This is a genomic window from Methylogaea oryzae (assembly GCF_019669985.1).
GTDB classification, from domain to species: Bacteria; Pseudomonadota; Gammaproteobacteria; order Methylococcales; family Methylococcaceae; genus Methylogaea; species Methylogaea oryzae.
Genome location: NZ_AP019782.1, coordinates 461,173 through 478,930, shown reverse-complemented (window position 1 = coordinate 478,930; position 17,758 = coordinate 461,173). Strand labels below are relative to the sequence as shown.

The window sequence follows — 17,758 nt, the reverse complement described above, 5'->3', positions numbered from 1 at the left end:
GCGGACTTCAGCCGAGTTTTTTCTTCAGCAGGTCGTTCAGCTGGGCCGGATTGGCCTTGCCCTGGGTGGCTTTCATGGCCTGGCCGACGAAGAAGCCGAACAGCTTGTCCTTGCCTGCCTTGTACTGGGCCAGCTGCTCCGGGTTGGCGGCGATGATGCCGTCGATGATGGCCTCTATCGCCCCGGTGTCGGTGATCTGCTTCAGGCCCTTCTTTTCGATGATCTCGTCCGCCGTGCCGCCTTCCGACCACAGGGCCTCGAACACGTCCTTGGCGATCTTGCCGGAAATGGTGTCGTCGCTGATGCGTTGCAGCATGCCGGCCAGTTGGGCGGCGGTCACTTTGCTCTGGCCGATTTCCAGGTTGCCTTCGTTGAGGCGGGCGGACAGTTCGCCCATCACCCAGTTGGCGCACAGTTTCGGATCGCAGCCGGCGGCCTTCACCACCGCTTCGTAATAGTCGGCCAGGTCGCGGCCGGCGGTGAGCACACCGGCGTCATAGGCATTCAGGCCATATTGCTGCTGGAAGCGTTCGCGCTTGGCGTCCGGCAGTTCCGGCAGGGTGGCGCGCACTTTTTCCTTGAATTCCTCGGAGATATCCAGGGGCAGCAGATCCGGATCGGGGAAGTAACGGTAGTCGTTGGCTTCCTCCTTGCTGCGCATGGAGCGGGTTTCGTCCTTGGCCGAGTCGTACAGCCGGGTTTCCTGCTTGATGGTGCCGCCGCCCTCGATGATGTCGATCTGGCGCTCCACCTCGAAGTTGATGGCTTTTTCCACGAAGCGGAAAGAGTTGAGGTTCTTGATTTCGCAGCGGGTGCCGAACTTGCTCTCGCCCATGCGACGCACGGACACGTTGGCGTCGCAGCGGAACGAGCCTTCCTGCATGTTGCCGTCGCAGATCTCCAGGTATCTGACCAGCTCGTGCAGCTTTTTCATGTAGGCCACCGCTTCCTTAGCGGAACGCATGTCCGGTTCGGAGACGATTTCCAGCAAGGGGGTGCCGGCGCGGTTGAGGTCGATGCCGGAAGAGCCGTGGAAGTCCTCGTGCAGGGACTTGCCGGCGTCTTCTTCCAGGTGGGCGCGGGTGACGCCGATGGTCTTCACCTCGCCGTCCACTTCGATGTTCAGATGCCCCTGGCCCACCACCGGCAGGTCGTACTGGCTGATCTGGTAGCCCTTGGGCAAGTCCGGATAGAAATAGTTCTTGCGGGCGAACACCGAGCGCGGCGTGATCTTGGCGTCGATGGCCAGGCCGAACTTGACGGCCATGCGCACGGCTTCCTCATTGAGCACCGGCAACACGCCGGGCAGGCCCAAATCCACGGCGCAGGCCTGGGTGTTGGGCTCGGCGCCGTAGGCGGTGGCCGCGCCGGAGAAGATTTTCGACTTGGTGGCGAGTTGGGCGTGGATTTCCAGCCCGATGACGGTTTCCCATTGCATACAATTCGATCCGCGGTGCTAAGGTTGATTGTCGATCAGTTCGTCGCGCCTCTGGCGCAGGGCTTGGGGCATGATCAAGGTATTGCGATCCCATTGCTCGATGGCCAGCACATCCTCCAGGCAGGTTTCCATGATGACGTGGGCCTCCTCCACGGCGGCTGCGATGCGCTCGTGGGCATCCTGCAACTGCGGATTCTGCTCACGGCAACTCTGCTGGTAAGCGTGCAACTGGCGCAACTTGGCCGCCAACTCCGCCACCTGGGCCGGACAAGCGCATTGATACAGCAGCGCCTCGTTGATGATCCGGCTCAATTCCTCGTTGCTGAAACGGACAGGCAATACCGAGTCGCTCATTGGATACTCCCCTCGCTGGCGGGCAACGTCGCGTTACAGCGACTTCAATTGAAGTCTTTCGGCGCCTGCCGGTGCCAGTCCGTTGCCTGCTGGTAGCGGTGGGCGGCATTGAGCAAACGCTCCTCGGCGAAATAATCGCCGATCAGCTGCAGCCCCACCGGCAGGTTGTTGCTGAAGCCGGCCGGAATGGACATGGCCGGCAGGCCCGCCAGGTTCACCGCGATGGTGTAGATGTCGGACAAATACATGGACACCGGATCGCCGCTCTTCTCGCCGAAACGGAACGCCACGCTGGGAGCGGTCGGGCCCATGATCACATCCACCTCCTGGTAGGCGCGCTTGAAGTCGTCGCTGATGAGGCGGCGAATCTGCTGGGCCTTCAGGTAATAAGCGTCGTAGTAGCCGGCCGACAGGGCGTAGGTGCCGATGAGGATGCGGCGCTGCACTTCGGCGCCGAAGCCTTCGCCGCGGGAACGGGTGTACAGGTCCAGCAAGTCCTTGGGATTGTCGCAGCGGTGGCCGTAACGCACGCCGTCCATGCGCGCCAGGTTGGACGAGCACTCCGCCGGAGCCACCACGTAGTACACCGGCACCGACAGCTTCATGTTGGGCAGGGAGATTTCCTTGACCTCGGCGCCCAGCTTACGGAACTCCTCGATGGAGGCCTGAATGACCTTCGCCACGTCGCCGTCCAGCCCTTCGTCGAAAAACTCCTTGGGCAGGCCGATGCGCAGGCCCTTGAGATCGCCGTTGAGGCCGGCGCTGTAATCCACCACCGGACGATCCAGGCTGGTGGAATCGCGCGGGTCGAAGCCGGTCATGGCGGAAAGCATCAGGGCGCAGTCCTCTGCGGTGCGCGCCATGGGGCCGCCCTGGTCCAGGCTGGAAGCGAAAGCGATCATGCCGTAGCGGGACACCAGGCCATAGGTGGGCTTGATGCCGCTGATGCCGCAGAAGGCCGCCGGCTGGCGGATGGAACCGCCGGTGTCGGTGCCGGTGGCGGCCGGCGTCAGACGGGCGGCCACCGCCGCCGCCGAGCCGCCGGAAGAGCCGCCGGGAACCGTGCCGGTGTCCCAGGGATTCTTGACCGGGCCGTAAAAGCTGGTCTCGTTGGAAGAGCCCATGGCGAACTCGTCCATATTGAGCTTGCCCAAATTCACCATGCCGGCGTCTTTCAGCTTGGTCACGACGGTGGCGTCGTAGGGCGAAATGAATTTATCGAGCATTTTCGAGCCGCAGGCGGTTTTCACCCCCTTCGTGCAGAAAATGTCCTTGTGCGCCATGGGCACCCCGGTCAGCTTGCCGGCTTTGCCTTGGGTGCGGAGTTGATCCGCCGCATCGGCCTGGGCCAGGGCCTGCTCGGCCGTGACGGTGACGAAAGCGTTAAGCTGGGGATTGTGGCGTTCGATGCGGGCCAGGAAGGTTTGCGTCAGTTCCCGGCTGCTGTATTCGCCGGCGGCAAGACCGGCCGCCAGTTCCGCGAGGGTTTTATCGTGCATGATGGAATTCGCTGGGCTTTATTCGATGACTTTGGGAACCAGATAGAGGCCCGCCTCCACGCGGGGAGCGATGCCCTGGAACAACTCGCGCTGGTCGGTCTCGCTCACCACATCCGGCCGCAGCCGCTGGGACAAATCCTGGGGATGGGCCATGGGAGCCACGCCGGCGGTGTCCACCTGGTCCATCTGCTCCACGAAACCGAGGATGCCGGATAAATCGCGGGCGTAGGCGTCCACTTTGTCCACGTCGATGGCCAAGCGCGCCAGCCAGGCGATCTTATTCACCTCGTCAGCCGTTAATGACATGAGTCACAACTCCATAACAGTCAATAGATATTGGATGCTGATATAATACTCCATCATCTTGCTGGCAGCCGCGCCAGGTAGTTAAATTAGCCCGATTCACCACACCTCAATTCAGTGACCCATCATGCTTAGACGTCTGCGTGGACTTTTTTCCAACGACCTTTCCATCGACTTGGGAACGGCCAACACCCTCATTTATATGCGCGGCCAGGGCATCGTATTGAACGAACCCTCCGTGGTGGCCATCCGCGAGGACCGCTCCAGGGGAGCCAAGACCATCGCCGCCGTGGGCGCCGACGCTAAGCTGATGCTGGGCAGAACGCCGGGCAACATCACCGCTATCCGCCCGCTGAAAGACGGCGTCATCGCCGACTTCATGGTCACCGAAAAAATGCTGCAGTTCTTCATCCACAAGGTGCACGAAAGCCGCTGGTTCCGCCCCAGCCCGCGCGTCCTGATCTGCGTGCCCTGCGGCTCCACCCAGGTGGAACGCCGCGCCATCCGCGAATCCGCCGCCGGCGCCGGCGCCCGCGAGGTGTATCTGATCGAAGAACCCATGGCGGCGGCGGTGGGCGCCGGCCTGCCGGTCAACGAAGCCAAGGGCTCCATGGTGCTGGACATCGGCGGCGGCACCTCGGAAGTGGCGGTGATTTCCCTCAACGGCGTGGTGTACGCCACCTCGGTGCGCATCGGCGGCGACCGCTTCGACGAAGCCATCATCAGCTACGTGCGCCGCAACTACGGCACCCTCATCGGCGAGGCCACGGCGGAGCGCATCAAGAAAGAAATCGGCACTGCCTACCCCGGCAACGAAGTCCGGGAAATGGAAGTCAAGGGCCGCAACCTGGCGGAAGGCATTCCCCGCAGTTTCCTGCTCAACAGCAACGAAATCCTCGAAGCCCTGCACGAACCCCTCACCGGCATCGTCGGCGCGGTGCGCGAAGCCCTGGAACAAACCCCGCCGGAGCTGGGCGCGGACGTGGCCGAACGCGGCATCGTGCTCACCGGCGGCGGCGCGCTGCTGCGCGACCTGGACAAGCTCATCGCCGAGGAAACCGGCCTGCCGGTGTACGTGGCGGAAGACCCTCTCACCTGCGTGGCGCGGGGCGGCGGCCGCGTGCTGGAAATGCTGGACGAAAAGAGCAGCGCCGGCTTCGTTGCCTTGGAATAAGCCCGCCATTCCTCGCCCTGCCTGACTGGAGGCTTCAGCCATCGGACGCCGTTTATTCGCCAAGGGCCCTTCCACAGGGTTTCGCGCGCTGGTGGGCGTTATCGCCGCCATGCTCATCATGGCCGCCGATCACCGCAGCGCGCTGGACGACGTCCGCGCGCTGCTGGCTTTAGCGGTTTACCCTTTGCAACTGGTGACGGATATCCCCATCCGTCTGGCGGATCGCTTGAGCGAATCCCTGTCCAGTTACAACGAGCTGGTGCGCGAAAACCAGCGCCTGACGGCGGAAGAATCGTTTCTTAAGACGCGGCAGCTCAAGTACGCCGCCCTGGAAAAAGAAAACATCCGCCTGCGCAACCTGCTGGATGCGGCCCACAAGCTGGAACAGCAGGTGGTGGTGGCTGAACTGCTGGCCATCCAGCTGGACCCTTATCAGCACGTGGTCACCGTCAACAAAGGCAGCCGCGCCGGCGTCAAGGTGGGCCATACCGCCTTGGACGACAACGGCGTAGCCGGGCAAGTGCTGCGCACCTCGCCGCTGACTTCCGAGGTTATCCTCATCACCGACCCCAACCACGCCATCCCGGTGCAAGTGAACCGCAACGGCCTGCTGACCATCGCCGTGGGCGGCGGCCGCATCGACCAGTTGGTGCTGCCCTATTTGCCCAACAACGCCGACATCCAACCCGGCGATTTGCTGGTGACTTCCGGCTTGGGCGGCGTGTTTCCTCCCGGCTACCCTGTGGCGACGGTTACCCAGGTCGAACCGCAATCCGGCCGGCCGTTTTCCATGATCACCGCCACGCCGCTGGCCAACCTGGACCGCAGCCGCGAACTGCTGATCGCCGCGCAGAACGATCCCGTCGCCGCGCCCGACGCGGCCACCGCCGCGCCTTCCGCCGATGCCAGCCCAGCCCCCTAGCCGCGGCGGCATCATCCTGGCGACCTTTCTGGCAGCCATGGTGCTGCGCATCATCCCGTGGCCGGACGGCTGGGGCGCCTACAACCCCGACTGGGTACTGCTGGCATTGATCTATTGGTGCATCGCCCTGCCGGACCGCGTAGGCATCGGCGTGGCTTGGAGTCTGGGGTTGCTGTGCGACGTCCTGGGCGGCAAGATTCTCGGCCAACAAGCCTTGGTTTACACCATGGTGGCCTATCTGTGCCTGAAGATATACCAGCGCCTGCGGCTGCATCCCGTGACGCAACAAACCCTGGCGGTTTTGGGCTACTTGCTGTTCGCCCAGTTGCTCAACTACTGGATTCTCAACGTGAAAGGACTCGGCCCCATCGAATGGGACTACTGGCTTTCGTCGGTATTCGGCGCGGCGGCCTGGCCCCTGGTATTTTTGTCCTTGCGTTACCTGCGCCGCGCTTTCCAAGTGCTGTAACGGTGATAAAGAACACACATCGAGATTCGCCGTGGCGGCCCCGCTAACCATACGCGACCATTTCCTGGAAACCCGGTTGTTCGTCAACCGGATCATCGCCGCCCTGGTGCTGGTGGTGCTGGCCAGCGCCGGCCTGGTCGCGCGCCTGGCCTACTTGCAAGTCGCGGGGCACGAGCACTATTCCACCCTGTCGCGGGAAAACTACATCAAGATCGCGCCGCTGCCGCCCACCCGCGGCTTGATCCTGGACCGCAACGGCGAGGTGCTGGCCAACAACGCGCCGACTTACAGCCTGGAAGTCATCCCGGAGCGGACGCCGGGGCTGAGCAAAACCCTGGAGCAGCTGAAAGCGCTGCTGCACCTGGGCGACGACGACATCCGCCGCTTCCACTCGCTGCGCCAGCGCCACAAGGGCTTCGAAAGCATTCCGCTGAAGGTGCATCTGAGCGACGAGGACATGGCGCGCTTCGCCGTCAATCTGAACAAGTTCCCCGGCGTGTCCATTCAGGGGCGGCTGGTGCGCAACTACCCCTACGGCGACTTCACCTCCCACGTGGTGGGTTACGTCGGACGCATCAACGAGCAGGAACTGCAGACGCTGGACCAAGCCGCCTACCGGGGCACCCACTACATCGGCAAAACCGGCATCGAGAGGACCTACGAAGAACAGCTGCACGGCAAAACCGGCTACGAGGAAATGGAAACCAACGTGCAAGGCCGCTCCATCAACGCCGTCGGCACCGTGCCCGCGGAGAGCGGCTACAACCTCCAGCTGAGCCTCGACGTCAAGCTGCAGCAAACCGCCTACCAGGCCCTGGACAAATACGACGGCGCGATCGTGGCGATGGAACCGGCCACCGGCCGGGTGCTGGTGCTGGCCAGCAAGCCCGGCTTCGACCCCAACCTGTTCGTCACCGGCATCGACGACGCCAGTTACAATACCCTGCAGAACGCCGAGGACAGGCCGCTCTACAACAGGGCCATACGGGGCCACTATCCGCCCGGCTCCACGGTAAAGCCGTTCATGGGCCTGGCGGGACTGGAAATCGGCGGCGTCCTGCCGTCCGAGCGGGTATCCTGCCCCGGTTTTTACCAATTGCCGGGCCAGGAGCACCGCTACCGCGACTGGCGCAAAAGCGGACACGGTTCGGTGGACATGCCCAACGCCATCACCCAATCCTGCGACGTATACTTTTACGAGCTGGCCCATCGCCTGGGGATAGACCGTATGCACGATTTCCTGGGACTATTCGGCTTCGGCCAGAAAAGCGGCGTGGATTTGCCCGGCGAAACCGCCGGCATGTACCCGTCGCGTGAATGGAAACGCAAAACCCGGCGCCAAGCCTGGTATCCGGGCGAAACCTTGATCGCCGGCATCGGCCAAGGCTACGTGCAGGTGACGCCGATCCAATTGGCGCGCGCCGTGTCCATACTGGCCAACCGAGGCAAGCGGGTCACGCCGCGCCTGGTGGACAAGCTGGCCTCCACCGCCGGGGCGGAATACGAGAATCCTAATGCCGCCAACGACGGCGCGGAATTCATCAAAGTACGCGACAGCAGCTGGAATACCGTCATCCAAGCCATGATTGACGTGGTGCACAGCCCCCACGGCACGGCCAAGGGCATCGCTCCGGGCCTGACCTATCAAGTCGCCGGCAAAACCGGCACGGCCCAGGTGTTCACCGTGCGCCAGGACGAGGAATACAAGGACATGCACGTGGCGGACAAGCTAAAAGACCACGCCTGGTTCATCGCCTTCGCGCCGGCCGACAACCCGCGCATCGTCATCGTGGTATTGGCGGAACACGGCGGCCACGGCGGCTCGGTGGCGGCCCCCATGGCCCGGCAAGTGATCGAGCAATACCTGAGCGGCATCTTATGAACTTCGACCCGATCAAATTCGATCGACGACACGATCACTTGAACCTCAACCGGCAGCAAAACGCCCTGGTGTTGCGCCGCCTGCACCTGGATTTCCTGCTGTTGGCCGGATTGGTGTTCCTCGCCAGCATCGCCTACCTCATTCTCTATAGCGCCGGCGGCCAAAGCACCGAACTGCTGGTACGCCAGACGGTGCGCCTGGCCATCGCCGGCGGCGCCATGCTGGCCGTGGCGCAAATTCCGCCGCGCTTGCTGAACCGCTATAGCCCGGCGTTTTACATCGCTTCGGTGACGCTGCTGCTGGCGGTGTTGGTCATGGGGGAAATCGGCAAAGGCGCGCAACGCTGGCTGGACCTGGGCGTGTTGCGTTTCCAGCCCTCCGAGTTCGCCAAGGTGGCCACCCCCATGATGGTCGCCTGGTATCTGGCCGAGCACCCCCTGCCGCCTCGCTGGAAGCAATTAGGCGTAGCGTCCCTGCTGATCCTGCTGCCCACCTTGATGATCGCCAAGCAACCGGACCTGGGCACCGCCATGCTGGTGGCAGCGGCCGGCCTGGCGGTGGTGTTTTTCGCGGGAATCTCCTGGCGCATCATCATCGGCGCCGGGGCTTTCATGGCGGCTTTGCTGCCGGCCATCTGGTACAAGCTCCACGACTACCAGCGCGACCGCATCCGCACCTTCCTCGATCCGGAAGCCGACCCGCTGGGCAAGGGTTACCACATCATCCAGTCGAAAATCGCCATCGGTTCCGGCGGCATCTTCGGCAAAGGCTGGCTCAACGGCACCCAGGCGCGGCTGGACTTCCTGCCGGAAAGCTCCACCGACTTCATTTTCGCCGTGCTGGCGGAAGAGTTCGGCCTGTTCGGCTGCTTGACCCTGCTGCTGGTGTATTTGCTCATCATCGCCCGCTGCTTGTACATCGTCCTGGAAGCGAAAAACTCCTACAGCCGGTTGTTGAGCGGCAGCTTGACGCTGACTTTTTTCGTCTACGTGTTCGTCAACATCGGCATGGTCATCGGCGTGCTGCCGGTGGTGGGCGTGCCCCTGCCGCTCATCAGCTACGGCGGCACGTCCATGGTGACGCTGCTGGCCGGCTTCGGCATGCTGATGTCCATCCACACCCACGACAAACGACTGCTGGCGGGGAATCGCCTATGAAAACCCCGTCCCTGCCCTGCCTGGCCTTGGCCGCCCTGCTGCTCTCCGCCAACGCCGCCCGCGCCGACGATACGGCCGCCCCGCGCCCACTGCCCTTGGGCAAAGGCTCGGCGGCCGGCAACTTTATCGCCGAGATGGCGGACAAGCACCATTTTTCCCGGCGCCAGCTGCGACGGCTGTTCCAGCAGGTGGCCATACAGCCCTCCATCCTGGAACGCATCGCCAAGCCGGCCGAGGCCAAGCCGTGGCACGCCTACCGCAAAATTTTCCTCACCGAGGCGCGTATCCAGAACGGCCTGTCGTTTTGGCGGGAACACGCCAACGTTTTAGCCATGGTCCAGGACCGCTACGGCGTACCGCCGGAAATCGTCGTCGGCATCCTCGGCGTGGAAACCGGCTACGGCCAGAATACCGGCGGCTTCCGCGTCATCGACGCCCTGTCCACCCTGGCGTTCGATTATCCCAAGCGGGCCGATTTTTTCCGCAAAGAGCTGGAAGAGTTCCTGCTGCTGTGCCGGGAGGAAGCCGCCAATCCGCAAGACCCCAAAGGCTCCTATGCCGGCGCCATGGGATTGCCGCAATTCATGCCCAGCAGTTTCCGCCACTTCGCCACGGACTTCGACGGCGACAGCCGCCGCGATATCTGGCGCAATCCCAACGACGCCATCGCCAGCGTCGCCAACTACTTCACCGAACACGGCTGGCGCCGCGACGAAACGTCGGCCGTTCCCGTGACCGTGGAGGGCGACGGCGCCCGGCAGTTGCTCGACAACGACCTGAAGCCGCACCAGAACCTGGCGCAGCTGCAAGCGGCCGGCGTGAAAATTCCGGCCGGCTTGGCGCCGGATACCAACGTCAAGCTGTTGGCGCTGGAGCAACCGGATGGCTACGATTATTGGCTGGGAATGCACAACTTCTACGTCATCACCCGTTACAACCACAGCCCCCTCTACGCCATGGCTGTGCTGGAATTGGGGCAAGCGATCAAGGCACGGTTATGAGAACGATAGGCTACGCAGTCGGACTAATGGCTTTGGCCCTGCTCGGCGCCGGTTGCAGCACCGATCCGGCCAAGGGCGGCCGCGGCCATCGCGCCAACGTGCCCACCGACATCGCCAACATTCCCGATGCCGTGCCCAAGGTTGAGCCCCTGGCCCGCTACGGCAACCCGGACAACTACATGGTGTTCGGCCAGCGCTACAACGTCATGCGCGACAGCCGCGGCTACGTGGAACGGGGCGTCGCGTCCTGGTACGGGCCGGGCTTCCACGAGAAGCTCACCTCCACCCGGGAAAACTACGACATGTACGCCATGACGGCGGCCCATAAAACCCTGCCCCTGCCCACCTACGCCCAGGTGACCAACTTGCGCAACGGCCGCAGCATCATCGTGCGCATCAACGACCGCGGCCCCTTCGTGGACAATCGCATCATCGACCTGTCCTACGTGGCCGGCGTCAAGCTCGGCATCGACGGACCCGGCACCGGCTTCGTCGAAGTACGCGCCATCGACCCCATCGAGTGGGCCCGCAACCGCGACCGGCGCAACGACAGCATCGACACCGGCACCGTCGCCACCGTCACCCCGCTGCGCGCACCGCAAGAGCCCAAAATCGCCAGCGGCCAACCGGCGGCGGGCGAGTTCCAGCCCGCGCCACCCAATAACGGCGGCGAGGAAGGCGCCCGCATTTACATCCAGGTCGGCGCATTCTCCAGCCCCGACAACGCCTTCAAGCTGCGCGACAGCTTGCAGGTACCCAATGTCGCGGCGCGGGTGCAGCCCAACGGCGCTTTGTACAAAGTGCAAATCGGGCCACTGGCGTCGGTGGAGCAGGCTGACGAACTCTTCAAGCAATTGGGGCAATACGGGGTGCAACAAGCCCATTACGTCACCGAAGACGGCAGCTTATTGCGCCGTTGATCCCGTCCGCCCCCGCGCGCGCCGGGGCGAAGCCGTATCGATTCTCCGCGGCACCTTGCCGCTATCTCGGAAATATTGGTGGAGCATGAGCAAGCAGTTAGGGAAATCCATCGCGGCGGCCGGGCTGATGCTGGCGGCCCAACAAGCATCGGCGCTGAATTTACTGCAAGCTTACGACATGGCGCTGCAAAGCGACGCCAAATTCGCCCAGGCCGCCGCCGCCCGCCGCTCGGCGGAGGAAAAGAAGCCGCAGGCCGTCTCCCGCTTGCTACCCACCGTCAATCTCACGGCGGCGGCCGATAATGTCAACAACGACAACAAAACCGGCTTCGCCTTATACGGCGGCAAGCGCAACGACAGTTTCTGGAACCTGTCGCTCAACCTAAAAATGAACCAGCCCATTTACCACCACGACTATTGGGTGAAACTGGGCCAAGCGGACAGCGAAGTGGCGGCGGCGGAAGCGGACTACCAAGCCCAATTCCAGGACCTGGTCATCCGCACGGTCAAAGCCTATTTCGACGTGCTGGTGAAAAAGGACGGCTTGGAATACGCCACCGCCGAAAAAACCGCCAATGCCCGCCAGTTGGAGCAAGCGCAGCAACGCTTCGACGTGGGCGTGTCGGCCATCACCGATTTAAACGAGGCGCAAGCGGCCTTCGACCTGTCCTCCGCCAACGAAATCAAAGCCCAAGACGAACTGGAAAAAGCCAAGGAGGCGCTGCGGGAAATTCTCGGGCAAACCGTGGCGGATGTGGCGCCGCTGTCCGAAGAAGCGCCGCTGCAGCCGCCCGATCCCGTCGACGTTCAGCAATGGGCCGAGCGCGCCACCCAGGGCAACTTTGACGTGATCACCCAGCAGAACGCCGTGGACATCGCCAGAAAGGAAGTGAGCGTCCAACAATCGGGCCACTATCCCACCCTGGACCTCGTGGCGTCCCATCTGGTGCAGGACAGCTCCCGCGACCGCCCCTTGGCGGACGCCGCTGGCAACCTTACGGGCGGCTGGCAAAAAATGGGGCCTAGAGCCGAAACCGACAGCGTCGGCCTGCAGTTGGTCGTGCCCTTTTTCCAGGGGGGATCCGTCACGTCGAAAACCCGCCAAGCCGGGCATGAATTGGAAAAAGCCCAGGAAAAGCTGGATGAAAAGCTGCGCGCCGCCGACCGTAGCGCCAGGGACGCTTTTCGCGGCGTCGTATCCAGCATCAGCCAGGTGAAAGCCTATAAAACCGCCGTGCGTTCGGCGCAAAGCGCCGTGGACGCGGCGGAAGCCGGCCTGGAAGTAGGCACCCGCACCATGGTGGACGTCGTCACGTCGCTGCGCAACCTATACCGGGCCAAGCAGGACTACTCGAAAGCGCGTTACGATTACGTGGTCAACGGCTTCCTGCTCAAGCAAGCGGTCGGCGTCCTGTCCCGCGAAGACGTGGAACTCACCAACGCCTGGCTGCGTTGAACGCGGCAAGCGGCACGCCTCATTCGTCCCAGGAAGCGTAGCCGGCTCCCAGGCGCTGCATCTGCTGCGCAATCCACTGCTGCCGCATGAGCAGGTAGCCGCTCGGCTTGTCGGGCCGAAAGCGGCGCGGATTGGGCAAGCTGGCGGCGAGCAACGCGGACTCGGCGCCGCCGAGCCGGGCGGCCGGTTTGCGGAAATAGCGCTGGCTGGCGGCTTCCGCGCCGAACAGATGGTCGCCCCACTCGGCGATGTTGAGATACACCTCCATGATGCGCCGCTTGGACCAGAGCGCCTCGATGAGCACGGTGAACCAAGCCTCCAATCCCTTGCGCAAATAGCTGCGTCCCGGCCACAAAAACAGGTTTTTCGCCACTTGCTGGCTGATGGTGCTGGCGCCGCGCAAACGCCGCCCCTGCAGCGACGCATCCACGGCGCTACGCAGCGCGCCGAAATCGAAACCGTAATGGGACGGAAACAGCTGGTCTTCCGACGCCACCACCGCCAGGGGCAAGGACGGCGCAATGGCGTCGTAAGGACGCCACACCTGGACCATGGGGCTGAAGCCGCGCCCCGCTTGCCAGTCCTCGAAATGCCGGTAGGCCATCACGCCGGTCACCGGCGGCGGCACGAAGCGATAGGCCCCCACCAGCAGCAGCGAACCTGCCGCGAACAGTAATGCCAGCCGCCAGGCGAAGCCCCATAAGCGCGCCGGCCAGCCTTGTCGCCGGTTCGCCGCAGCGGAGCGCCGAGGCGTTGGATTCTTGAGACGACTCATGAAAATGGAACGTGATGGACCATAATGAACACGGAGAAAATCTTCGCCAACCCGCCGTCCCGCGCGCCCATGAAACCATCCCCATCGGCCGTTGCACTAAGGTAAGATTTTAACCCCGACCAAACGTCATACCATTAAACTCCGCCACCGAGGCCCCAACGCCCATGTTCGAGAAGAAAACCGCCCTCGTCGTCGTCGACTCCGTTCCCATCGCGCAAATCATCGGTCAGTTGCTGCGCAACGAATTGAAGTTCGATTCAGTGCTCAACGCCAACGGCGGCATGCAGGGCTTGCAACTGTTCCAGGCGGAACCGGTGGACTGGATTTTCGCCGATTTCGAGATCCCGCAGATGAACGGTTTGGAGCTGCTGACCGCCGTGCGCGAATTGGACAAGGGCAAGTACACGCCTTTCGTCCTGATGACGGCGCAAATGAATATGGACACCTGCGCCAAAGCCGTGGAAATCGGCGCCAGCGACGTGATGGCCAAGCCGTTCACGCCCGCCGCGTTCATCCAGCGGGTTAGGCGTATCGCCGAAACCACCAAGCGCCGTCAGCCGCCGCCCGCAGCGGTGAACAAGCCCAACCAGGCCAACATCGTCTTTTCCCTGGTAGCGCGCTATAAGGCCGAAGTGGTGAGCGTCTCCCCCACCGGTTGTTTGCTGCGCTGCCAGCCGTTCCGCGACGGCGGCATGATTTACGACACCTGCCAACTGGGCCTGGAACTGAAAGGGGTTAACGTCGCCGCGAAAGGCCTGCTGGTGCGCATGGAAATCGACCGCAACAAAGCGGCGAATAAATCCATGCTGGTCGCCTTCCAGTTTCTGGAAATCGACGACGCCGGCCAGCAAGCGATCAAGGACTACCAGGCCCAAACGGCCTAGTCCCAGCCCGACAGGAGCCCGCCCCGTGCATCAGGCAACCGGCCCGCAGCGTAAGGGTTACGCCTACCGGAGCGTCGCATTTTCGGAGGACGGCCGCAAAGCCTGGCTGGACGGCTGCGAGTATCGGGAAGTACCGTTCCCCGCCGACAAGGGAAAACGCTTCAATTACATTATCGTAGCCATCATCGTGGCCGTATTCGCCGGCATCCCGCTGTTGGCGCAATACCAGCTGGAACTGTTCCAACGCCACTACCTAGCCGGCTTCGCTGCGCTCGCCATCGGATTGGCCTGGTTCAACCGCCGCATTCACCGCTGCCATCGCTGCAACCGGGCGACCCGGGAAATCACCACGCCCTACGACGGCGCCCCCGTATTGTTTTTCTGCCGCCGCTGCCGCGTTTTTTTCGAGCACGGCCAAATCGACGGCGGCTGGCCTTGGCACTAAGCGGCTCGGAATGAAAAAGGCCCGCGTCGCCGCGGGCCTCGACTTTATTGACGCAGCGCCCTAGAGGCGATTACCGGCGTCGCCTAACGCTTCCAGCCGAAGAACCACTCGGTCAAATGGCGCGTGCCGCCCAGTCCGGACAGGCGGCGGTCGACGGCGTCGTGGTTGCCCCAAACCACCTCGGCCCAGCGGCCTTCCGCCACTTGCGCCTCGATGTCCTTGCAGTAAAGCCCTTGATCACGCTGCACATAGAACCCGTAGGTGCGGCAAGCCACCGGCCGGTGCGCGTAGACCCGGCAAGCGCCCTCGGCGCGGTCCAGCAGCGGGCAAACGATGGGACGCACGGGGCGCTCGGCCAAGGCCGCCATGTCCCGGCTGATTTCCCGGAGCAATTCGGGAGACAATTCGGCCAACCCCTCCCTGAGACGAAGCCACTCCGCCTCGGTGAGATCGGGGATCGCCGCAAGCCGCCGGCAGCAAGCGTCACAGCCCACCCGGCATAACCACTCGCCGTGGCCGTCCGCGATGATGGCGCTGACGCGCGCGTCGATATCGGCATGGAGCTCGGCGAGCGTGTCGACCTTGCTGTCCGCTGCTTCGGTATCGGCGCTTTCCGACGGAACCGGCATGCCCCCTCCTCTCGCCTATTGCGGCGCGGCGGTTGCCGCCGCTCGGGAGCAGTCTTCCGACTGGGCCTGAATCGCCGTAATGGCGATGGTGTTGACGATATCCGGCACCAACGCCCCCCGGCTCAAATCGTTGATGGGTTTTCTCAATCCCTGCAAAACGGGGCCGATGGCGATGGCGTTCGCCGCGCGCTGCACGGCTTTGTAGGCGTTGTTGCCGGCGTTGAGGTCGGGAAAGATGAAAACGGTGGCATGCCCGGCCACTTGGCTCCCCGGCAACTTCAGTTTGGCGACCTCCGCATCGACCGCCGCGTCGTATTGCAAGGGCCCCTCGATCATCAGCTGCGGACAACGCTCCCGGACGATGCGCGTGGCCTCGCGGGCCTTGTCGACGTCCGGCCCGTGGCCCGACTCCCCGGTGGAATACGACAGCATGGCGATCCGGGGCTCCACGCCGAAAGCTTCGGCCGTCAGCGCCGAACTGACGGCGATATCCGCCAATTGCTCCGCCGTAGGATTCGGATTGATCGCACAATCGCCGTAAACGAGCACCCGGTCGGCCAGGCACATGAGGAAAACGCTGGAAACGATGGAGATGCCGGGTCGCGTCTTGATGAACTCCAGGGCGGGACGAATCGTGGCGGCCGTGGTATGCGTCGCGCCGGAAACCATGCCGTCGGCATAGCCCAAATGAACCATCATCGTGCCGAAATAGTTGGTGTCCGCCAGGGTATCGTAGGCCATTTCCTTGGAAATGCCCTTATGCCGCCGCAGCTCGTAGTACTCGTGGGCGAAGGGGGCGCGCAGTTCGGAGGACAGCGGGTCGATGATGCGCACGTTTTCCAGCGACAACCCCAATGCGGCGATTTTCCTTCTGACCTCGCCCGCATCCCCCAGCAGCGTCACGTCGCAGACTTCACGCAACAGGATGACTTCCGCCGCGGCGAGGACGCGTTCCTCCGCGCCTTCGGGCAGCACGATGTGTTTTCGCTGCCGCTTAGCCCGTTGAATCAATTCGTACTGGAACATGAGCGGCGTCACGTGTTCGGACCTGTCCACCGCCACGCGCTCCATCAGCTCGGCAAGATTGATGGAGGTTTCCACCAGCCCCAAAGCCGCGGCGATCTTGCGCCTGTCCTCCGGAGCGATGGACGGCTGGACGGCATTCACCTGAATCGCGGTGGTAAACGTGTCGGTGGCGACGCTGAGCACCGGAATGCGCGCCACGTCCAAGCCTTCCAAAACCCGTTGTATCTGGGGAGCCGGCTTCAAGCCGCCCGTCAGGACCAAGCCGGAGATGCGCGGGTACTGGCGAGACAACACCGCCGCCAGCGTACCCAGGATGATATCGGAACGATCCCCCGGCGTGATGATCAAGCTGCCGTCCTGCACGTGGTCGAGAAAATGCGGCAGCTCCATGGCGGCGACTTTCACGCCGGTCACTTCATTGTCGAGCAAATCACCGCTGTCCGTGACGATGCCCGCGTCGAGCGCCCGGGCGATATCGCGCACCGTGGGCCGTTGCAGGCGAGGATCCTCGCTGAGCACAAAGATGGGACAAGGTTGCGACAAGGCTGCCGTCAACCCCGCGAGCAGCGATTCGCGGTCGTTGGCGGCGACGCGGTTCAGCACCACGGCCAGGATATCGCAGTGATGATTCCGCAAAGTGTTCACGAACACCTGCGTCGCCTCCAGCAACTCATCCATGGATTGATCGCCGCCCTTGATCACCGCCAAAGCGGGCGTGCCCAAGTGGTTGGCCAGTTCCATATTGAACTCGAATTCCAGCACCGCCGAAGCATCGCCGTAATCGGTTCCCACGCACACCACGAAATCGCACTGTGCCGCTAGGCCCATGTATTTCTCGAGAATATTGCTGTAGAGATCCTCGCGGCGATCGGCCGCCAGCAACACGCGGGCGTCTTCGTAGGTGCAGCCGGACATCGCGGCGAAAGAAAATGGCAGCCGATACCGCGTCGCCATCAAGCTCAGCAACTCGTCCGGCTCTTCTTCGCTGCGCACCACGGGGCGGAAAAAGCCGATACGGCCGCTACGGCCCGACAAGAACTCCATGAGAGCCAGCGCAACGACGCTCTTCCCGCTTTGCGGCGCCGCGCTGGTGATATAGATGCTTTTCGTCATGGTATTCGTCGCGGCCTCTCGTTGGTTTGGCTGTTTCGCTCAAGTCCGGATATTTTGAAGCACCTCCCGCTCAAATCCAGTGTTCCTTCACCGCCAAGCCCGGCCGGTTTCGCCGCAACGTCGTCGCGCCGGGCGAACAGCGCGCTCCGGGGCCTCAAGAAGCGATCTGGTCAATGTTGTTGGAGTGCCGCCAATTCCGCCGGAACGGCATCATATGCGTCGCCGCGCGTTTACTCCGCAAACAGAACAAACGGAGCGGGTCTCGCGCCGGGCTTACCGGGACGGGCCAAAACTGGAAGGATTTTAGGAAA

Annotated in this window: 17 protein-coding genes; 10 read left to right on the top strand and 7 right to left on the bottom strand. The window is 63.2% G+C overall.

The features are described 5' to 3' along the window. Nucleotides 1-7: 7 nt before the first annotated feature. From gatB to gatC, 4 genes are read right to left on the bottom strand one after another with little or no spacing between them, the layout of a single operon-like run. Entirely contained in the window at nucleotides 8-1,438 is a 1,431-nt protein-coding gene (gene gatB, locus K5607_RS02460) for an Asp-tRNA(Asn)/Glu-tRNA(Gln) amidotransferase subunit GatB (RefSeq protein WP_054773768.1), read from the bottom strand. Nucleotides 1,439-1,456: 18 nt separating this feature from the next. Continuing rightward, a complete protein-coding gene (locus K5607_RS02455; protein ID WP_054773767.1) occupies nucleotides 1,457-1,792 on the bottom strand; it encodes a hypothetical protein in 336 nt (111 codons plus the stop codon). 44 nt (nucleotides 1,793-1,836) lie between these two features. Next, nucleotides 1,837-3,291: an Asp-tRNA(Asn)/Glu-tRNA(Gln) amidotransferase subunit GatA gene (gene gatA, locus K5607_RS02450; RefSeq protein ID WP_221048084.1), complete on the bottom strand. Its 1,455-nt coding sequence runs from the start codon at nucleotides 3,289-3,291 to the stop codon at nucleotides 1,837-1,839. 18 nt (nucleotides 3,292-3,309) lie between these two features. Further along, nucleotides 3,310-3,597 (bottom strand): Asp-tRNA(Asn)/Glu-tRNA(Gln) amidotransferase subunit GatC, encoded by a 288-nt coding sequence (gene gatC, locus K5607_RS02445; RefSeq protein WP_054774980.1) that lies wholly within the window; start codon nucleotides 3,595-3,597, stop codon nucleotides 3,310-3,312. Nucleotides 3,598-3,721: 124 nt separating this feature from the next. Between gatC and K5607_RS02440 the strand changes: the two genes are divergently transcribed. From K5607_RS02440 to K5607_RS02405, 8 genes are all read left to right on the top strand, one after another. After that, on the top strand, nucleotides 3,722-4,768 hold the full coding sequence (locus K5607_RS02440; RefSeq protein ID WP_221048083.1) for a rod shape-determining protein: 1,047 nt from the start codon (nucleotides 3,722-3,724) through the stop codon (nucleotides 4,766-4,768). Between the two features lie 25 nt (nucleotides 4,769-4,793). After that, nucleotides 4,794-5,690 (top strand): rod shape-determining protein MreC, encoded by an 897-nt coding sequence (mreC, locus tag K5607_RS02435; protein WP_221048866.1) that lies wholly within the window; start codon nucleotides 4,794-4,796, stop codon nucleotides 5,688-5,690. Then, on the top strand, nucleotides 5,671-6,159 hold the full coding sequence (gene mreD / locus K5607_RS02430) for a rod shape-determining protein MreD (protein ID WP_221048082.1): 489 nt from the start codon (nucleotides 5,671-5,673) through the stop codon (nucleotides 6,157-6,159). Before mreC ends, mreD begins: the two co-directional genes overlap by 20 nt. Nucleotides 6,160-6,190: 31 nt before the next feature. Beyond that, a complete protein-coding gene (gene mrdA / locus K5607_RS02425) occupies nucleotides 6,191-8,041 on the top strand; it encodes a penicillin-binding protein 2 (RefSeq protein WP_221048081.1) in 1,851 nt (616 codons plus the stop codon). Further along, nucleotides 8,038-9,198: a rod shape-determining protein RodA gene (gene rodA, locus K5607_RS02420; protein WP_221048080.1), complete on the top strand. Its 1,161-nt coding sequence runs from the start codon at nucleotides 8,038-8,040 to the stop codon at nucleotides 9,196-9,198. The genes mrdA and rodA overlap by 4 nt, the downstream gene beginning before the upstream one ends. Beyond that, nucleotides 9,195-10,199, top strand: a complete 1,005-nt coding sequence (mltB, locus tag K5607_RS02415; protein WP_221048079.1) for a lytic murein transglycosylase B — start codon at nucleotides 9,195-9,197, stop codon at nucleotides 10,197-10,199. The genes rodA and mltB overlap by 4 nt, the downstream gene beginning before the upstream one ends. A 26-nt stretch (nucleotides 10,200-10,225) precedes the next feature. After that, nucleotides 10,226-11,119, top strand: a complete 894-nt coding sequence (locus K5607_RS02410) for a septal ring lytic transglycosylase RlpA family protein (RefSeq protein WP_221048078.1) — start codon at nucleotides 10,226-10,228, stop codon at nucleotides 11,117-11,119. Between the two features lie 85 nt (nucleotides 11,120-11,204). Continuing rightward, nucleotides 11,205-12,575, top strand: coding sequence for a TolC family outer membrane protein (locus K5607_RS02405; RefSeq protein ID WP_221048077.1), 1,371 nt, complete (start codon nucleotides 11,205-11,207; stop codon nucleotides 12,573-12,575). 19 nt (nucleotides 12,576-12,594) lie between these two features. Here the strand turns inward: K5607_RS02405 and mtgA are convergent, their stop codons facing one another. Then, the gene (mtgA, locus tag K5607_RS02400; protein ID WP_221048076.1) at nucleotides 12,595-13,350 is read right to left on the bottom strand and encodes a monofunctional biosynthetic peptidoglycan transglycosylase; all 756 of its coding nucleotides are present in this window, start codon (nucleotides 13,348-13,350) and stop codon (nucleotides 12,595-12,597) included. 164 nt (nucleotides 13,351-13,514) lie between these two features. Between mtgA and K5607_RS02395 the strand changes: the two genes are divergently transcribed. After that, complete coding sequence (locus K5607_RS02395; protein WP_054772900.1) at nucleotides 13,515-14,234, top strand: response regulator; 720 nt, start codon at nucleotides 13,515-13,517, stop codon at nucleotides 14,232-14,234. A 25-nt stretch (nucleotides 14,235-14,259) separates the two neighbouring features. After that, a complete protein-coding gene (locus K5607_RS02390) occupies nucleotides 14,260-14,679 on the top strand; it encodes a hypothetical protein (protein WP_054772899.1) in 420 nt (139 codons plus the stop codon). An 83-nt stretch (nucleotides 14,680-14,762) separates the two neighbouring features. Here K5607_RS02390 and K5607_RS02385 read toward each other — a convergent pair whose 3' ends face one another. Both K5607_RS02385 and pta read right to left on the bottom strand, forming a co-directional pair. After that, a complete protein-coding gene (locus K5607_RS02385) occupies nucleotides 14,763-15,308 on the bottom strand; it encodes a YkgJ family cysteine cluster protein (RefSeq protein WP_054772898.1) in 546 nt (181 codons plus the stop codon). Between the two features lie 15 nt (nucleotides 15,309-15,323). Further along, nucleotides 15,324-17,447 (bottom strand): phosphate acetyltransferase, encoded by a 2,124-nt coding sequence (gene pta / locus K5607_RS02380; protein ID WP_221048075.1) that lies wholly within the window; start codon nucleotides 17,445-17,447, stop codon nucleotides 15,324-15,326. Nucleotides 17,448-17,758: the final 311 nt, after the last annotated feature.

Excerpts from the sequence above, each read along its gene's own strand:
- K5607_RS02440 (WP_221048083.1), top strand. The coding sequence starts at position 3,722 with ATGCTTAGACGTCTGCGTGGACTTTTTTCCAACGACCTTTCCATCGAC.
- K5607_RS02405 (WP_221048077.1), top strand. The coding sequence starts at position 11,205 with ATGAGCAAGCAGTTAGGGAAATCCATCGCGGCGGCCGGGCTGATGCTG.
- K5607_RS02410 (WP_221048078.1), top strand. The coding sequence starts at position 10,226 with ATGGCTTTGGCCCTGCTCGGCGCCGGTTGCAGCACCGATCCGGCCAAG.
- K5607_RS02395 (WP_054772900.1), top strand. The coding sequence starts at position 13,515 with ATGTTCGAGAAGAAAACCGCCCTCGTCGTCGTCGACTCCGTTCCCATC.
- K5607_RS02455 (WP_054773767.1), bottom strand. The coding sequence starts at position 1,792 with ATGAGCGACTCGGTATTGCCTGTCCGTTTCAGCAACGAGGAATTGAGC.
- K5607_RS02385 (WP_054772898.1), bottom strand. The coding sequence starts at position 15,308 with ATGCCGGTTCCGTCGGAAAGCGCCGATACCGAAGCAGCGGACAGCAAG.
- rodA (WP_221048080.1), top strand. The coding sequence starts at position 8,038 with ATGAACTTCGACCCGATCAAATTCGATCGACGACACGATCACTTGAAC.
- gatA (WP_221048084.1), bottom strand. The coding sequence starts at position 3,291 with ATGCACGATAAAACCCTCGCGGAACTGGCGGCCGGTCTTGCCGCCGGC.
- mreD (WP_221048082.1), top strand. The coding sequence starts at position 5,671 with ATGCCAGCCCAGCCCCCTAGCCGCGGCGGCATCATCCTGGCGACCTTT.
- gatB (WP_054773768.1), bottom strand. The coding sequence starts at position 1,438 with ATGCAATGGGAAACCGTCATCGGGCTGGAAATCCACGCCCAACTCGCC.
- mltB (WP_221048079.1), top strand. The coding sequence starts at position 9,195 with ATGAAAACCCCGTCCCTGCCCTGCCTGGCCTTGGCCGCCCTGCTGCTC.
- mtgA (WP_221048076.1), bottom strand. The coding sequence starts at position 13,350 with ATGAGTCGTCTCAAGAATCCAACGCCTCGGCGCTCCGCTGCGGCGAAC.
- pta (WP_221048075.1), bottom strand. The coding sequence starts at position 17,447 with ATGACGAAAAGCATCTATATCACCAGCGCGGCGCCGCAAAGCGGGAAG.
- gatC (WP_054774980.1), bottom strand. The coding sequence starts at position 3,597 with ATGTCATTAACGGCTGACGAGGTGAATAAGATCGCCTGGCTGGCGCGC.